Source organism: Lachnoclostridium sp. An118, assembly GCF_002160985.1.
Taxonomy (GTDB): Bacteria; Bacillota; Clostridia; order Lachnospirales; family Lachnospiraceae; genus Claveliimonas; species Claveliimonas stercoravium.
This window is the reverse complement of the sequence record NZ_NFLQ01000018.1, coordinates 36,281-50,682: the sequence shown is the minus strand read 5'-3', so window position 1 is coordinate 50,682 and position 14,402 is coordinate 36,281. Positions and strand designations below refer to the sequence as shown.

The following is a 14,402-nucleotide window of genomic DNA, read 5'->3' as shown; positions in this document are numbered from 1 at the left end:
GCGGCTCCTACGCCTGCCTGCGGTTCCAGCCCTGGCTCTGCTCCCTGGCGCTTACAAGGTCCCGGTAGGGACCGCCCTCCTCCATGAGCAGGTCGTGGGTGCCCCGCTGGGCGATGCGGCCATCCCGGATGACCAGTATCTGGTCTGCGTCCCGGATGGTGTGGAGCCGGTGGGCGATGACCAGCACGGTCTTGCCCCGGCACAGTTCACTGATGGCCTCCTGGATGTACTGTTCATTGTCCGCGTCCACGCTGGCTGTAGCCTCGTCCAGGACGATAAGGGGCGCGTCCTTCAGGATGCACCGGGCGATGGAGATGCGCTGCATCTCGCCGCCGGAGAGGCTCTCTCCGCCCTCCCCGATGACTGTGTCAAAGCCATCCGGGAGGGATTCTATAAAGTCATAGCACCGGGCCTTTCTGGCCGCCTCCATGACCTCCTCCCGGGAGGCGCCGGGCCGGCCCATGGCGATGTTATTGTAGATGGTGTCCTGGAAGAGGTAGACCCGCTGGAACACCATGCTGATCTGGTCCATCAGGGCACAGAGGGGGATTTTGCGGATGTCTCTGCCCCGCAGGAGGACCTGGCCCTCATTCACATCCCAGAACCTGGCAAGGAGGCTGGCGATGGTGGATTTCCCGCCGCCGGAGGGGCCCACCAGGGCCGCCATCTGATTTTGGGAAACAGAGAAGGAAACGTGGTGGAGGACCTCCTTTTCCCCGTAGGAAAAGCTCACATCCCGGAATTCGACCTCAGGGACGGCGCCGGAGGCCGGGATATCCTCCGTACCTGTGTCGGGCAGTTCCCTTTCCGCAAATACCTCCTCGATCCGGTCCATGCAGCTGTTCATGACGGTCAGCCGGGTGGCCTGGCCGTACAGAGCCCTGACAGGGCCGAAGAGGTCCAGGACAAAGAGCATGATGCCGATGAAGCAGGGGACGCTCATCAAGCCTTCCTGCGACAGGAACAGGCAGAGAGCCACGATGACAGCGGAGCCCAGGCCGTAGACGATGTTGAGCCCCAGCTGCCAGGGGGAGTGGTCCTCCTCAAAGGCAAGATTGGTCCGGCAGCTCTCGTCAAAACTGCGGGTCAGCTCCCGGGACCTTTCGCCCAGCAGGTTGTAGGACTTGGCGACGCCGATGCCCTCCACAAAGTCCAGCACGGCCTCGGTGAGATTTTCATTCTGCTCCTGCCTCTTTGCCGAGTCTGCCAGTGCCTCCCGCTTCATGCCCCTGGCAATGAGGAGCACGACGGCGATGACGAGAAGGGCGGCAAGGCCGATGCGCAGGTCAAAAAAGAGGAGAAAGACTGCCATGACGGCCTGGGCGAAGATGTAGCTCATCATGTCAGCCAGCACAGTCATGCAGTTTTCCTCGATAAAGACCATATCGGAGGAGAGGACGGAGCTGATCTTTCCGATGTTGCCCTCCGTAAAGTAGCCCATGGGCATTTTCCGCAGATGGGCGCCCAGGGCCATGCGCATGTCGGAGAAGACCATGAAGCCTGCTGCCGACTGGAGCCGGTCCGCAATGTGGTGAAAGAGGACTTGGAGCAGCACGCACAGGATCATGGCTGCCCCGTATCTGAGGCAGTCCTGGGCGGTGACTGTCCCCTCGTAAAATCCTGCCAGCAGAAGGAAGGACAGCATGATGGGGGCCTTGGCCAGGAGAGATTTCAGGAAGGAAAATACAAAGGCCAGCTGGATGCGTTTTTTGTACTGCCCGGATACGGCAAGGATGCGTTTCATTAATGAGATCATCTGTTTTCTCCTCCTTTCGATGCGGTGATGCCCCAGCGGGCGCTGCCCTGGGCGGCCTGCCAGAGCTTCTGGTACCGGGGACACCGCTGCAGAAGCTCCTCGTGGGTGCCTGCGTCCGCCAGACGGCCTTTGTCCAGCACGCAGATCTGGTCCGCGTTCACGATGGAGTGGAGCCGGTGGGCAATGACGATGACGGTCTTGGGCCTGTCGCCGCGGAGTACCTCCGCGATGGCCGCGTTCATTTTCTCCTCGTTCTCCGGGTCCATGAAGGCGGTGGCCTCGTCCAGGACGATGACAGGGGCGTCCTTTAAGATGGCCCGGGCCAGGCAGATCCGCTGACGCTCCCCGCCGGAGAGCTGCTTTCCGCCGTCCCCGGCCATGGTGTGGATGCCCTCCGGCAGCCGGTCCAGGAATTCCATGCACTGGGCCTTCCTGGCGGCCTCCATGACCTCCTCGTCGGTGGCGGTCAGGCGGCCTGCGCGAATGTTTTCCAGAAGGCTGGTGTTAAAGAGGAACTGCTCCTGGGATACGTAGGAAATCTGGTCGTTCAGAGCCTGAAGGCTCATGTCCCGCAGGTCCTGGCCGCCCAAACGGATCGCCCCGCCGGTCACGTCGTAGTAGTGGACCAGGAGCTTTGCCAGGGTGGATTTCCCGGAGCCGGACTCCCCAACCAGGGCGGTCAGGCTTCCCTCCGGCACAGTCAGGGAGACGCCGTGGAGCACCTCCTCCTCTCTGTAGGCGAAATGTACCCTGTCAAAGGTGACTGTGTGGTCCCTGCCGGAGAAGGGAGCCTCTGTCTGGGCGAGGGGCAGGGCGCTCATGAGCTGCTCCAGGGCATGGATCTTGTAGCTCACCTGGGGCATGGCGGCCAGGAAGGAGAGGGCCCTGAGAAGAGGGGCGCCTGTGCCGAAGGACATGCAGAGCACCAGGGCCAGGTCCGGCAGGGTGGAGTAGTCTTTCAGGACAAGGAAGGCACCCACAGGAAGGGTGAAGAGGGCCACGCAGGGAAGGATGCTGTTGTACAGCGCCATCCAGGGCCAGCACACCTTGTACCAGGCCAGGGTGAAATCCCGGTAGCCCCGGACATCCTGCTCAAAGCGCCGGTAGGAGTCCCCGTCCCGGTTGAAGACCTTTACCACCTCCATGCCGTTGATGTACTCCACAATGGTGTTGTTCATCTTCCGGGCTGAGGCGTAGTAGTCCCCCACCTTGCTGGTGCCTGCCCGGTACATGGCGCCCATGGCGGCCAGCCCCAGGGGGAGGGAGCAAAGGGACAGCAGGGCCAGCTTCCAGTCTACGAAGAACATGGCGATGAACACAAAGAACGGCACAGCCACATTGGCCAGCCCCTCGGGCAGGGCGTGGGCCAGCAGGAGCTCGATGGAGTCAATGTCGTCAGTGAACATTTTTTTCAGCGTGCCTGTGCCCTTCTCCTTTATGACTCCCAGGGGCTGCTTTTCCAGGCGGCCCTGCAGGGAGACCCGGAGATTGCGCAGCGTGCTGTAAGCAGCCTGGTGGGAGAGGGACAGGCCCTTCACGTAGAGCAGAGCGTAGAGCACCCCGCACAGGGCGATGGCCGCCGCCCACAGAAGGGACTGACCGGGATTTGCCAGCTCCCCGGTGAGAGGCGGGGCGATGAGCCGGTAGATGAAGAAATAGGGGAGTACGCTCATGACCACGCCCAGCAGCATGACTGCTATGGACGCATAGGTGGTCCGGCGGTATTCCCCGGCATATTCCAGAACCTTTTTAAACATGTCTTAAACCTCCTTTTTTGGGTTAGGAAAAACTAACTTGTGAGAGAAAAGAAAGCCCTCCCCGAAGAGAGGGGCTGTGAGGGGCGTGTCTAGGGGGAGAGGCTGCTTTCCTGTCCCGGCTCTGTCGTCCGGAAGCCAAGGGCCTGGTGCCAGTTGAACAGCCTGCACACGATGTGACAATGCTCCTCGATCTGCTCCCATGTAAAATGGTGGATAAAGGGCTCATAGATGGTAGTCCAGAATGCGGACAGGAGGATGTGGAGCTCATCCGGATTCACATCCTTCCTGCAGAGCCCCCTCCTTTTCGCCTCCTCCAGGAAGGCGCTGGTGGTTTTTGTGAGGAGGGCCACCCAGTCGTGGGCAAAGCGGGAGTACCTGGTCCCCTCCGAGCAGGCAAGGAGCAGGTAGAAATCATCGTGCCTGTCGTAGAGGTATCGGAACCACCACATCATGTCGGAGTGGTCCATGTCCCACGCTTTGATCAGCTCTTCGTCGGACATGAGGGAAAGCTCTCTGTCCCCCCGCTGGGACGCCACAGAGTACAGCTCCTCCACGGTCTGCCGTACAGTGGCGCTGAACAGGTCCTCCTTGCCTTTGTAGCGCTTGTAGAGGGCACCGGTGGTGACACCTGCGCCCTCGCAGATGGATTTCAGGGACGCCTTCTCAAAACCCTTCTCCAGGAATTCTTTCCGGGCGCTCTCGATAATGCGCGGGTCAATGGAATGGTCAGGTACTGCCATGACCGTGCCTCCTTTCTCTACATGGAAAACAACTGATAATTTGATTACCGATAATCTGATTATCAATATAACAGAGAGAGAGGTAAATGTCAAGGAGAATGTGACGTACAATATGTTTGAGATAGAAATGCGAAGTCCGAAAAGGGAATGGCGGTCAGGGTTTCAGAAGGAGGCCGTTTCCGGCTCCGAGGCAGAGGGAATGATTTTGGAAATATTGCATAAAAAGAAGAGCGGGAAGTTATGATATATGATGAAAAGAAAAATAGCTATAGACAAATGGACCGAGAGCTGTTAATATATACAGGTAAATTAAGTTTGTTATTACGTAATGGTAAGCAAGACTGTTTATAATACTGACTGGGATAAATAGTATTATAGGCAGTTTTTTTTATGGCAGAGCCGTTTTGGATGCTTGCCGGAGGGGGCAGGAACAGGTGAAGATCGTCAGAGTTCTGAATACAAATGTAGTTGTATCGCTGGACCCGTGCGGCCGGGAAATCATCATTACCGGCGCCGGCATCGGGTTTAAAAAGAAAAAGGGCGAGGAGCTGGACAAGTCCCGCGTGGAGAAGATCTACTGTCTGAAGAATGCGGAGGACAATTACAGGCTCCAGCAGGTGGTGAGGGAAATATCGGAGAAATATCTGGAGATTGCCGGCAAGGTAGTCACTGCTTCCAGAGAAGCAGGCCTGAAGGTGAGAGATACCCTCTACGTGACGTTGACAGACCACATCAATTCTGCTGTGGAGAGATACCAGAGAGGTATCAGCCTTAAGAATCTGATGCGACACGAGATCCGAAAATTTTATCCCCAGGAATACAGGGTAGCTCAGGAGGCCATTGAGTGGATACGGCGTATGACTGACTTTGACCTGGGAAAAGACGAGGCGGGATTTATCGCCATGCATATCATATCCTCAGAGCTTGAGAGCAACGAGGTTTCAGATGTGCAGAAGATGACAGAGCTGATCAATGCCATTATCAAGATTGTCAAAATACATTTCAGGATTGAATTTGACGAGGATTCTGTGTCCTATCAGAGATTTCTGACACATTTAAAATTCTTCTCATCCAGAGTCCTGGACGGTGAGGTCTACCAGGACAGCATGGAGGAGATATACCAGGCAATGGTGGCACAGAACGGGCATGCCTACACGGGTGTGGAAAAGGTGGCCCGGTTCATTGAAAAGCAGTATGGATACCGGCTCAGCATAGATGAGGAGCTGTATCTCCTGATCCATATAAAGAGAATACTGGACGAACAGCACCGCTAGTTCACAGGTTTGTTATTATTCAGTTAAGCAAGACCTGGCCCTGAGGGGCGCATTTCCCGGGAAAATGCGCTCTTTAAGGCCAGGTCTTTCTTTCTCCGGAGACTTCCGGGATACATATATCAATTCTAATGAGGTGAAGATATGGATTACGCAAGTGTTGCAAAGAAAATCCTGCAGCGTGTGGGAGGAAAAGAAAATGTGATCAGTCTCGTACACTGTATGACCAGGCTGAGATTCACGCTGAAAGACGAGTCCATTGTGGACGACGAGGCAGTGAAAAAGACAAAAGGTGTTATGGGAGTGATGAAGAAGGCGGGACAGTACCAGATCATCATAGGAAATGATGTGGCCAATGTCTTTGCGGAGCTGAACAAGCTCGGCAGCTTTTCAAACGAGGCTCCGAAGAAGGCGCCCCGGAACCAGGAAAAGAAGGGGGTCGCCTCCATGCTGATGGACACGATTTCCGGTATTATGGCACCGGTCATTCCGGCGATCATCGGCGCGGCCATGATCAAGGTACTTCTGACGCTGCTGCCAATGATAGGTGTGCTTGATACAGAAGGAAATACCTATAACCTGTTAAGCGTTATAGGAGACGGCGCCTTTTTCTTTATGCCTGTTTTGATCGCCATCTCTGCATCAAAGAAATTCGGGACAAATATGTACTATGCGGCCAGCATTGCGCTTATCATGCTCCATCCCAATTTCATTTCCCTGATGAGCAATGCAAACGAGGCGGGAGAGGTGGTAAAATTCCTCGGCTTTATCCCGGTTACCTATGCTTCTTATTCCTACTCGGTCATCCCGATCATCCTTGCGGTATGGTCCCTGCAGTATGTGGAGAAGCTGGCAGATAAGATTACGCCCGTGGTGACCAAGAACTTCCTGCGCCCCATGCTGGTGGTGCTGATCGAGGCACCGATCGCCCTGATCGTACTGGGACCTCTGGGGGCAATCCTGGGCAATGTCCTGTCAGATATCGTATACTTTATCCATGACCAGCTCGGCTTTATCGCCATCGGATTGGTGGCCGGTATTTATCCGTTTGTTGTCATGGCCGGCATGCACCACGCATTTACCCCGATAAAGCTCGGTATGATCGCAACAACCGGATATGAGAACTTTATCTGTATCGGTGAGCTATGCTCCAACATGGCGCAGGGTGCTGCTTCTCTCGCCGTATCTGTAAAGAGCAAAAACAAAGACTTCAAACAGGTTGCCGGCTCCTCCGCGTTTTCCGCACTTGTGGCAGGTATTACGGAGCCCGCTCTCTACGGTGTGACACTGAGACTGAAAAGGCCAATGCTGGGGGCCTGCATCGGAGCTGTCGCAGGCGGACTCTTCGGCGGTTTTTTCCAGATGAAGTGCTTTGGCATCGCGACACCGGCAATCGTGACGATCGTCCAGTATGTGGAGGAGGACAGAGCAGCCAGCCTTCTGATAGCGGCCCTTACCATTGTCATAACAGTCATTGTGGCATTTATCGCCACTATGCTGATCGGCTTTGAAGATATTGTGGACGAGGATGACGAGGATGAGGCTATCCTGGCAGAAGAGGCCCAGCCTGCAGCCGCTCCCCTTCCAGAGGGAAAAGAAATCCGTATCCTGAGCCCTATCCAGGGAGAGTGCATTCCGCTGGAGCAGGTGAAGGACGCTACATTTTCACAGGGAATCCTGGGAAAAGGAGCCGCTGTCATCCCGGAGAAGGGCGAAGTGGCATCCCCCTTTGACGGGAAGATAGATATGATGTTTGAGACCGGACATGCGGTCGGGATGACCAGCAGTGACGGTGTGGAATTGCTGATACATGTAGGCATGGACACGGTAAATCTGGAGGGAAAATATTTCTATCCGAAAAAGGCTTCCGGAGATACAGTCAAGAAGGGAGAAGTTATCCTGGAGTTTGACAAGGATGAGATCGTGAAGGCGGGATATGACATCACGACTCCGGTCATCGTATCCAACACGGATGCATTTGCGGATGTGTCTGCCACCGCCTCCGGGCCGGTGAAGGAGCTTGATGAGATACTGGTAGTACGCTGATTGAAAAGAAAAGGAGGAAGAGACATGGAACAGATGAGAGCATCAGGATTTCCGGAGGGATTTCTCTGGGGGAGTGCTTCTGCCGCCTATCAGATAGAAGGCGGATGGAAGGAAGGCGGAAAAGGGATGACGAACTGGGATGCGTTTGTGCGCATCCCGGGCAAGACCTACAAAGCCACCACAGGAGATGTGGCGGTGGATCACTATCACAGGTACAAAGAAGATATTGCGCTGATGGCAGAGATGGGGCTGAAGACATACCGTTTCTCTGTCTCCTGGGCTAGGATCTTCCCTGAGGGGACCGGGGAAGTCAACGAGGAGGGAATGGCCTTTTACCAGGATATCATTGACGAGTGCCTGAAATACAGCATAGAGCCTATGGTGACCATTTACCACTGGGATCTACCCCAGGCCCTTGTCGATGAGTATCGGGGGTGGGAGAGCCCCCGCATCATCGATGATTATGTACAGTATGCAAAAACGCTGTTTTCCAGGTTTGACGGAAAGGTGAAGTACTGGATCACTCTGAACGAGCAGAATATATTTACCTCGCTGGGATGGCTGACAGCCCAGCATCCGCCGGGCAAATTTGATGACCAGAAAATGTTCTATCAGGTCAACCATCATGCGTTTATGGCTCATGCAAAGGCAGTGCTGGCCTATCGGCAGATGGGCGGGAAGGGACAGATAGGGGCAAGCTTCGCCTACACACCCTCCTATGCCCTGGACTGCAGGCCTATCAACGCTATGGCAAAAGCCAACTACGATGACCTGAAAAACTACTGGTGGATGGATGTCTATGCATACGGGCGCTATCCTGTTGCGGCGATGACATATCTGAAGAAAAAGGGGATCGCGCCGGACATGGCTGATGGAGATGAGGAGATTCTCAGACAGGCGGCAGCGCAGATCACGTTTATGGGCGTGAACTATTACCAGAGCTGCGTCTGCGAGTACAATCCGATGGACGGGGCCACTCCCTACGGGACTATGAACACGACCGGCGTCAAGGGCTCCGCCCAGGAGCTGGGGATGCCGGGGATTTACAAAAATCCGGCCAACCCGTATCTGCTGACCACAGACTGGGACTGGAGTATCGATCCTTCGGGACTTCAGTTCTGCTGCAGAGAGATTACGAGCCGCTATGCGCTGCCCATAGTCATCTCTGAGAACGGGCTGGGAGCCTTTGACAAGAAGACTGAGGATGGTCAGATACATGACGAGTACAGGATCTGCTATCTGAAGGAGCATATCAAGGCGCTGGGAGAAGCTGTGGAGGAGGGCTGCCAGGTACTGGCCTACTGCACCTGGTCCTTTACCGACCTTCTGAGCTGGCTGAACGGATATCAGAAGCGGTACGGCTTTATCTATGTGGACCGGGAAGAGGAGGAGGGCGGCACGCTGGACCGCTTCAGGAAGGACAGCTTCTACTGGTACAAGAAAGTCATTGAGACAAACGGGAAGGTGCTCTTTGAAGAGGAGTAGAGTGCGGGAGCTTTATTAAGGGGCTGACCTGATTTTTCCGGGATGCCTTGCCTGAGGGCTGACTTTGGTATATACTTTTACACAGACAGACCTCAGGGCTTTTCTGTCGGGCGGCGGTGTCCGGCAGATGGACAATGAGGCCAAGATAAAAAGGAGCATCCCGCCATGAAGCATGAAGAGACAACCCGCAGGATACTGACCATTCCCAATCTCCTGTCCTTTTTCCGGCTCTGCCTGATACCGGTCTTTGCCTGGCTGTACTGCGTGCAGAAGGAGTATATATGGACAGGCATCGTACTGGTGATATCAGGCCTGACGGACACGGCGGACGGGCTCATAGCCAGGCATTTTCATATGACCAGCGACCTGGGGAAGGTGCTGGACCCGGTGGCGGACAAGCTGACCCAGGCAGCCATGCTGGCCTGTCTCCTGACCAGATTTCCCCTCATGGCAGTCCCGCTTGCCATCATGGTGGTAAAAGAAATCTTCATGGCCATTACCGGACTTCTGGTGATACGGAAGACGGGCAGCGTGTTCGGGGCTGACTGGCACGGAAAGGTCACCACCTGGCTGCTTTACGCCATGATGGTCCTGCACCTGTTCTGGTATAATATCCCTGAGGGGGTATCCCGGCTCCTGATCGGCATCTGTGCGGCCATGCTGCTTTTGTCCTTTGCCCTCTACGGCATCCATCACATCAGGACCCTGCGGGGGACACAGACAGAGAAATAACCGCAAAATCGCGTGAAAATGATCAGTCAACAGCCGGCAGGCTCCAGAGGACAGGAGCCTGCCTTTTCTTATACCTTTATCCCAGTTGAGAAAAAATCTCATATACAACCCTTCCTCTTGTGCCCGAACACATTTCCTGCTACACTGATAACAGTGTTAGCACACACTGTTATCTCTGCCGGAAGGTCCGATGTGAAAGGGGCCGCAGCAGCGGAGGCTGTTTCCGGCGGGGAGAGGCAGGATACAAAGGGGAGGAAGGCCATGGAAGAAGAGAAGGGAACGAAGGAGAGGATCCTTGAGGCGGCCCGGGAGGAATTCCTGGAAAAAGGCTTTGAGCGGGCTTCCCTTCGCAGGATCGTGAAGGAGGCGGGCGTCACCACCGGGGCATTTTACCGGTATTACCCCACAAAGGAGGCTCTCTTTGACGCTCTGGCAGGGCCCCACGCCAGGGCAGTGATGGGTTTTTTTGACCAGGGACTTGCCGCCATCCGGGAGATGCCCGCCAGTGAGCAGACCGGCGCCATGTCCAGGGTGACAGGCGACTGTATAGGGAAGATCCTGGACTATGTGTATGACCATTACACAGAATGCAAGCTCCTCATCTGCTCTGCCGGGGGCACGTCCTATGAACAGTTTATCCATGAGATGACGGAGAAGGAGGTGGAGGCCACCTACCGCTACATCGAGGCCGTGGAGTCTACAGGACATCCCATGCCCGAGATAGACAGGGAGCTGTGTCACATGATCTCCAGCGGCCTGTTTACTGGCATGTTTGAGATGGTGGCCCACGATATGGAAAAGGAGGCGGCGTCCAGGCGGATACGGCAGCTGAGGGAGTTCCACACCGGCGGGTGGATGCGGATCATGGGCGTTGATTTTGACGGGAGCGAAGCCAGGGAGGCCGGTGAAGATGCGGATACACAGAGCGGCGGCGAAAGCCGCTGAGGAGAAAACAGGGAGCATTCCCTTTTTCTTTTGTCAGGCAGTTAGAAGAAACTAACACACAAATGAGACTGATACGGATGAGACGGAAGGTAAGAATAAAGGAGGGATTTCATTTGGAAGCAAAAAGACAGAAGGAAAGGTCCACCCTGGGGTGGGTCATGACATTTGCGGGAACCCACAGGGGACTCTACGCAGCCAGCGTGGCGGTGGCGGCGGTGGGCGTGGTCTGCGGGATCATTCCTTATTTTATCATGGGGGATATGATACACAGACTGGTGGAAGGTGACAGGAACTGGCAGGCCTATCTGGCGTCCGGCCTTGCCATGGCAGTGTTCTGGACGGCCAGGGTCGTCTTTCACAGCATTTCCACAGCCTGCTCCCACAAGGCCACCTTTCACGTGCTGGCTCAGCTGCGCAGGATGATGTGCGACAAGCTGTCCCGGGTCCCGTTAGGGTACGTGAAGGACAGACCGTCAGGGACGCTGAAGAACATCATGATGGAGAGGACGGACAGTATTGAGACCACGCTGGCCCACGTGCTGCCGGAGTTTACGGGAAATATACTGGCCCCGGTGCTGGTGTTCCTCTACATGCTGACCATTGACTGGAGGATGGCGCTCATCTCTCTTATCACCCTGCCCCTGGGACTTTTGTTCTACTCCATGATGATGATCGGGTACGAGGAGAACTACAAAAATGTGCTGGCAAAGACTAAGACCTTAAATGACACAGCGGTGGAGTACATCAACGGCATCGAGGTCATCAAGGCATTCGGGAAGGCGAAGACCTCCTACGACCGGTTTGTCACGGCGGCGAAGGAGGGGGCGGCCTGCTACGTGGACTGGATGCGAAAGTGCAATATCCCCTTCTCCCTGGGCATGGTGGTGATCCCCTGCACGGCCCTGACGGTGCTGCCCTTTGGGGGACTCTTTGTCAGGAATGGCAGCCTGGCCCCGGTGGATTTCATCATGATCATCCTGCTGTCCGTGGGGCTCATCCAGCCCTTTATCACCTGCATGTCCTACACAGACGACCTGGGAAAGATGGGGACCATCATCGGGGAGGTGACAGAGATCCTCACACAGGAGGAACTGGACCGGCCAAAGGAGGACAGGGCCAGGCCCGCGGACCACTCTGTCACGCTGGAGAACGTTCATTTTGCCTACCACGACAGGGAGGTGCTCCACGGCGTCAGCATGGAGATACCCTCGGGCAGTGTCGCCGCCCTCGTGGGACCATCCGGCTCCGGAAAGTCCACCATCGCCAAGCTGATCGCCTCTCTCTGGGATGTGAAGGAGGGGAGCGTCCGGATCGGGGGCGTGGATATCCGGGACCTGTCCCTGGAGGAGTACAATCGGAGGATCGCCTACGTCTCCCAGGACAATTACCTTTTTGACGACACCATCCGGGAAAATATCCGCATGGGCCGCCCTGGCGCCACGGACGGGGAGGTGGAGGAGGTGGCCAGAAGGAGCGGATGCCACGACTTTATCATGAGCCTGGAAAAGGGCTACGACACAGTGGCAGGGGGCAGCGGCGGTCATCTGTCCGGCGGCGAGCGGCAGCGCATCGCCATTGCCCGGGCCATGCTGAAGGATGCGCCCATTGTGATACTGGATGAGGCATCCGCCTACATGGACCCGGAGAACGAGGCGGTGATACAGGCCTCCGTGGCCAGGCTGGTGCAGGGGAAGACCCTCATTGTCATCGCCCACCGCCTGTCCACTGTCAGCGATGCGGACCGGATCTTTGTGATCCGGGACGGCCGGGTGGACGCTGCGGGAACCCACAGGGAGCTGCTGGCCCGGGGCGGGCTCTACAGCCAGATGTGGGCGGCCCATATGTCCGTGAAGGACCAGGCCGCCGAAAAAGAGAAAGGAGGGGAGCTTCATGCTTAAGATTCTGAGAAAATTTTTTGATTTCTGCGGGGGAGAGAACCGGCGCAAATTTTACCTGTCCATCTTCTTCGGTGTGCTGATGGCCCTCTTTGAGGCCCTGAAAATCCCGGCTATCGTGCTCATGCTGGATGCGGTCATCAGGGGGAATGTGACAGTGGCGGTGATTTGGCAGTGCCTGGGCATCTGCCTTGTCAGCATCATCGGCGGCTTTATCGTGAAGTATTTCAACACTATCATCCAGTGTGAGGCGGGCTACGGCACCGCGGCGGGAAAGAGGATCGAGATCGCGGAGCATCTGCGGTATCTGCCCATGGGCTATTTTAACAACAACAGCATGGGATACATTACCTCCGTCACCACCAACACCATGGAAAATCTGGGGGACGTGGCGACAAGAGTGGTCATGCTCACCACCCAGGGCGTGCTCACCACCCTCATCATCGCGGTCATGCTGCTCTTTTACGACTGGCGGATCGGCCTGGTGGTGCTGGCGGGACTTCTTCTTTTCTTCCTTGCCAACAGCCGGATGCAGAGGAAATCCGAGAAGGTCTCCCCGAGAAAGATTGCTGCCGACTCCGGCCTTGTGGAAAAGCTGCTTGAATATATCCAGGGTATCATGGAGGTGCGGGCCTACAATATGACGAGCGCCCAGAGCCGGAAGCTGGACGCGGCCATCAGCGAAAATGAGGACTGCAACTTCACTCTTGAGAAGACCTTCATCCCCTACATGTGCGCCCAGAATTTTGTCACAAAGATGACTGGCGTGGCCATGACCCTCCTGTCCATCTGGTTTTATCTGGAGGGGACAATGGACCTGATCGTGTGTATCTCCATGATGATATGCTCCTTTATCGTCTACTCCAGCCTGGACTCGGCGGGCAACTACTCGGCTCTGCTGCGGACTGTGGACGTGAGCGTGGATAAGGCCCGGGAAATCCTGGACCTGCAGCCCATGGACACAGAGGGACGGGACCTGAAGCCCAAAGATCACGACATCGATGTGGAGGACATTGCATTTTCCTACGATAAGAGGCGCGTCATCGACGGGATCACAGTCCACATCCCGGAGCGGACCACCACAGCCATCGTGGGACCCAGCGGAGGAGGAAAGACTACCCTGTGCCATCTCATCTCCCGGTTCTGGGATGTGGACCAGGGGCAGGTGCGGCTGGGTGGCGTGGACGTGCGGGACTACAGCATGGACAGCCTGATGCAGAATTTCAGCTTTGTGTTCCAGAACGTGTACCTGTTCCAGGACACAGTCGCCAACAACATCCGCTTCGGCCAGGAGGAGGCGCCCATGGAGAAGGTGGTGGAGGCCGCCAAAAAGGCCTGCTGTCACGACTTTATCATGGCCCTGCCGGAGGGCTATGACACGGTCATCGGCGAGGGCGGGGCCTCCTTGTCTGGGGGAGAGAAGCAGCGTCTGTCCGTCGCCCGAGCCATGATGAAGGACGCTCCGGTCATCATCCTGGACGAGGCCACGGCAAATGTGGACCCGGAGAATGAGAAGGAGCTGGTGGAGGCCATCGAGGCCCTGACAAAGGAGAAGACCATCCTCATGATCGCCCACAGGCTGAAGACAGTCCGCCATGCGGACCAGATACTCGTGGTGGATAAAGGAAAGCTTGTCCAGAGGGGGCGCCACGAGGAGCTGATGCAGGAGGAGGGCATTTACCGGAGATTTGTGAACGCCAGGGAGACAGCGGCAGGCTGGAAGCTGTGACGCTGTGATGCCGGGGAGAGAGCGGCCGGCACAAAGACAGCTGCTT

General features: G+C 56.2%; 11 protein-coding genes. 8 read left to right on the top strand and 3 right to left on the bottom strand.

Annotated elements, in window-relative coordinates; all coding sequences use genetic code 11:
• Nucleotides 1–7: 7 nt before the first annotated feature.
• The 3 genes from B5E62_RS13665 to B5E62_RS13655 all read right to left on the bottom strand — a co-directional run bounded on the left by B5E62_RS13665 (nucleotide 8) and on the right by B5E62_RS13655 (nucleotide 4,253).
• Nucleotides 8–1,756, bottom strand: a complete 1,749-nt coding sequence (locus B5E62_RS13665; protein ID WP_087175090.1) for an ABC transporter ATP-binding protein — start codon at nucleotides 1,754–1,756, stop codon at nucleotides 8–10.
• Nucleotides 1,753–3,513, bottom strand: coding sequence for an ABC transporter ATP-binding protein (locus B5E62_RS13660; RefSeq protein WP_087175089.1), 1,761 nt, complete (start codon nucleotides 3,511–3,513; stop codon nucleotides 1,753–1,755). Before B5E62_RS13660 ends, B5E62_RS13665 begins: the two co-directional genes overlap by 4 nt.
• Before the next feature lie 89 nt (nucleotides 3,514–3,602).
• Entirely contained in the window at nucleotides 3,603–4,253 is a 651-nt protein-coding gene (locus tag B5E62_RS13655; RefSeq protein ID WP_087175088.1) for a TetR/AcrR family transcriptional regulator, read from the bottom strand.
• Nucleotides 4,254–4,365: 112 nt separating this feature from the next.
• Here B5E62_RS13655 and B5E62_RS17440 point away from each other — a divergent pair, with 112 nt between their 5' ends.
• The 8 genes from B5E62_RS17440 (at nucleotide 4,366) to B5E62_RS13615 (ending at nucleotide 14,356) form a co-directional block, all read left to right on the top strand.
• The gene (locus B5E62_RS17440; RefSeq protein ID WP_255349850.1) at nucleotides 4,366–4,497 is read left to right on the top strand and encodes a hypothetical protein; all 132 of its coding nucleotides are present in this window, start codon (nucleotides 4,366–4,368) and stop codon (nucleotides 4,495–4,497) included.
• 190 nt (nucleotides 4,498–4,687) lie between these two features.
• The gene (gene licT / locus B5E62_RS13645) at nucleotides 4,688–5,527 is read left to right on the top strand and encodes a BglG family transcription antiterminator LicT (protein WP_087175086.1); all 840 of its coding nucleotides are present in this window, start codon (nucleotides 4,688–4,690) and stop codon (nucleotides 5,525–5,527) included.
• Between the two features lie 141 nt (nucleotides 5,528–5,668).
• Nucleotides 5,669–7,570 carry a beta-glucoside-specific PTS transporter subunit IIABC gene (locus B5E62_RS13640; protein ID WP_087175085.1) on the top strand — a complete coding sequence of 634 codons (1,902 nt, stop codon included), beginning with the start codon at nucleotides 5,669–5,671 and terminating at the stop codon, nucleotides 7,568–7,570.
• Between the two features lie 24 nt (nucleotides 7,571–7,594).
• Complete coding sequence (locus tag B5E62_RS13635) at nucleotides 7,595–9,055, top strand: glycoside hydrolase family 1 protein (protein WP_033126543.1); 1,461 nt, start codon at nucleotides 7,595–7,597, stop codon at nucleotides 9,053–9,055.
• Between the two features lie 165 nt (nucleotides 9,056–9,220).
• Nucleotides 9,221–9,787, top strand: a complete 567-nt coding sequence (locus B5E62_RS13630) for a CDP-alcohol phosphatidyltransferase family protein (RefSeq protein ID WP_087175084.1) — start codon at nucleotides 9,221–9,223, stop codon at nucleotides 9,785–9,787.
• 192 nt (nucleotides 9,788–9,979) lie between these two features.
• Entirely contained in the window at nucleotides 9,980–10,732 is a 753-nt protein-coding gene (locus B5E62_RS13625; RefSeq protein ID WP_242957938.1) for a TetR/AcrR family transcriptional regulator, read from the top strand.
• 77 nt (nucleotides 10,733–10,809) lie between these two features.
• Nucleotides 10,810–12,630: an ABC transporter ATP-binding protein gene (locus B5E62_RS13620; protein WP_087175111.1), complete on the top strand. Its 1,821-nt coding sequence runs from the start codon at nucleotides 10,810–10,812 to the stop codon at nucleotides 12,628–12,630.
• Entirely contained in the window at nucleotides 12,623–14,356 is a 1,734-nt protein-coding gene (locus B5E62_RS13615; RefSeq protein WP_087175083.1) for an ABC transporter ATP-binding protein, read from the top strand. Before B5E62_RS13620 ends, B5E62_RS13615 begins: the two co-directional genes overlap by 8 nt.
• Nucleotides 14,357–14,402 lie beyond the last annotated feature (46 nt).

What these genes read in the sequence shown, in the direction of transcription:
- B5E62_RS13665 (WP_087175090.1), bottom strand. Translation starts at nt 1,756, where the DNA reads ATGATCTCATTAATGAAACGCATCCTTGCCGTATCCGGGCAGTACAAA.
- B5E62_RS13660 (WP_087175089.1), bottom strand. Translation starts at nt 3,513, where the DNA reads ATGTTTAAAAAGGTTCTGGAATATGCCGGGGAATACCGCCGGACCACC.
- B5E62_RS13655 (WP_087175088.1), bottom strand. Translation starts at nt 4,253, where the DNA reads ATGGCAGTACCTGACCATTCCATTGACCCGCGCATTATCGAGAGCGCC.
- B5E62_RS17440 (WP_255349850.1), top strand. Translation starts at nt 4,366, where the DNA reads ATGTTTGAGATAGAAATGCGAAGTCCGAAAAGGGAATGGCGGTCAGGG.
- B5E62_RS13640 (WP_087175085.1), top strand. Translation starts at nt 5,669, where the DNA reads ATGGATTACGCAAGTGTTGCAAAGAAAATCCTGCAGCGTGTGGGAGGA.
- B5E62_RS13635 (WP_033126543.1), top strand. Translation starts at nt 7,595, where the DNA reads ATGGAACAGATGAGAGCATCAGGATTTCCGGAGGGATTTCTCTGGGGG.
- B5E62_RS13630 (WP_087175084.1), top strand. Translation starts at nt 9,221, where the DNA reads ATGAAGCATGAAGAGACAACCCGCAGGATACTGACCATTCCCAATCTC.
- B5E62_RS13620 (WP_087175111.1), top strand. Translation starts at nt 10,810, where the DNA reads ATGAGACGGAAGGTAAGAATAAAGGAGGGATTTCATTTGGAAGCAAAA.
- B5E62_RS13615 (WP_087175083.1), top strand. Translation starts at nt 12,623, where the DNA reads ATGCTTAAGATTCTGAGAAAATTTTTTGATTTCTGCGGGGGAGAGAAC.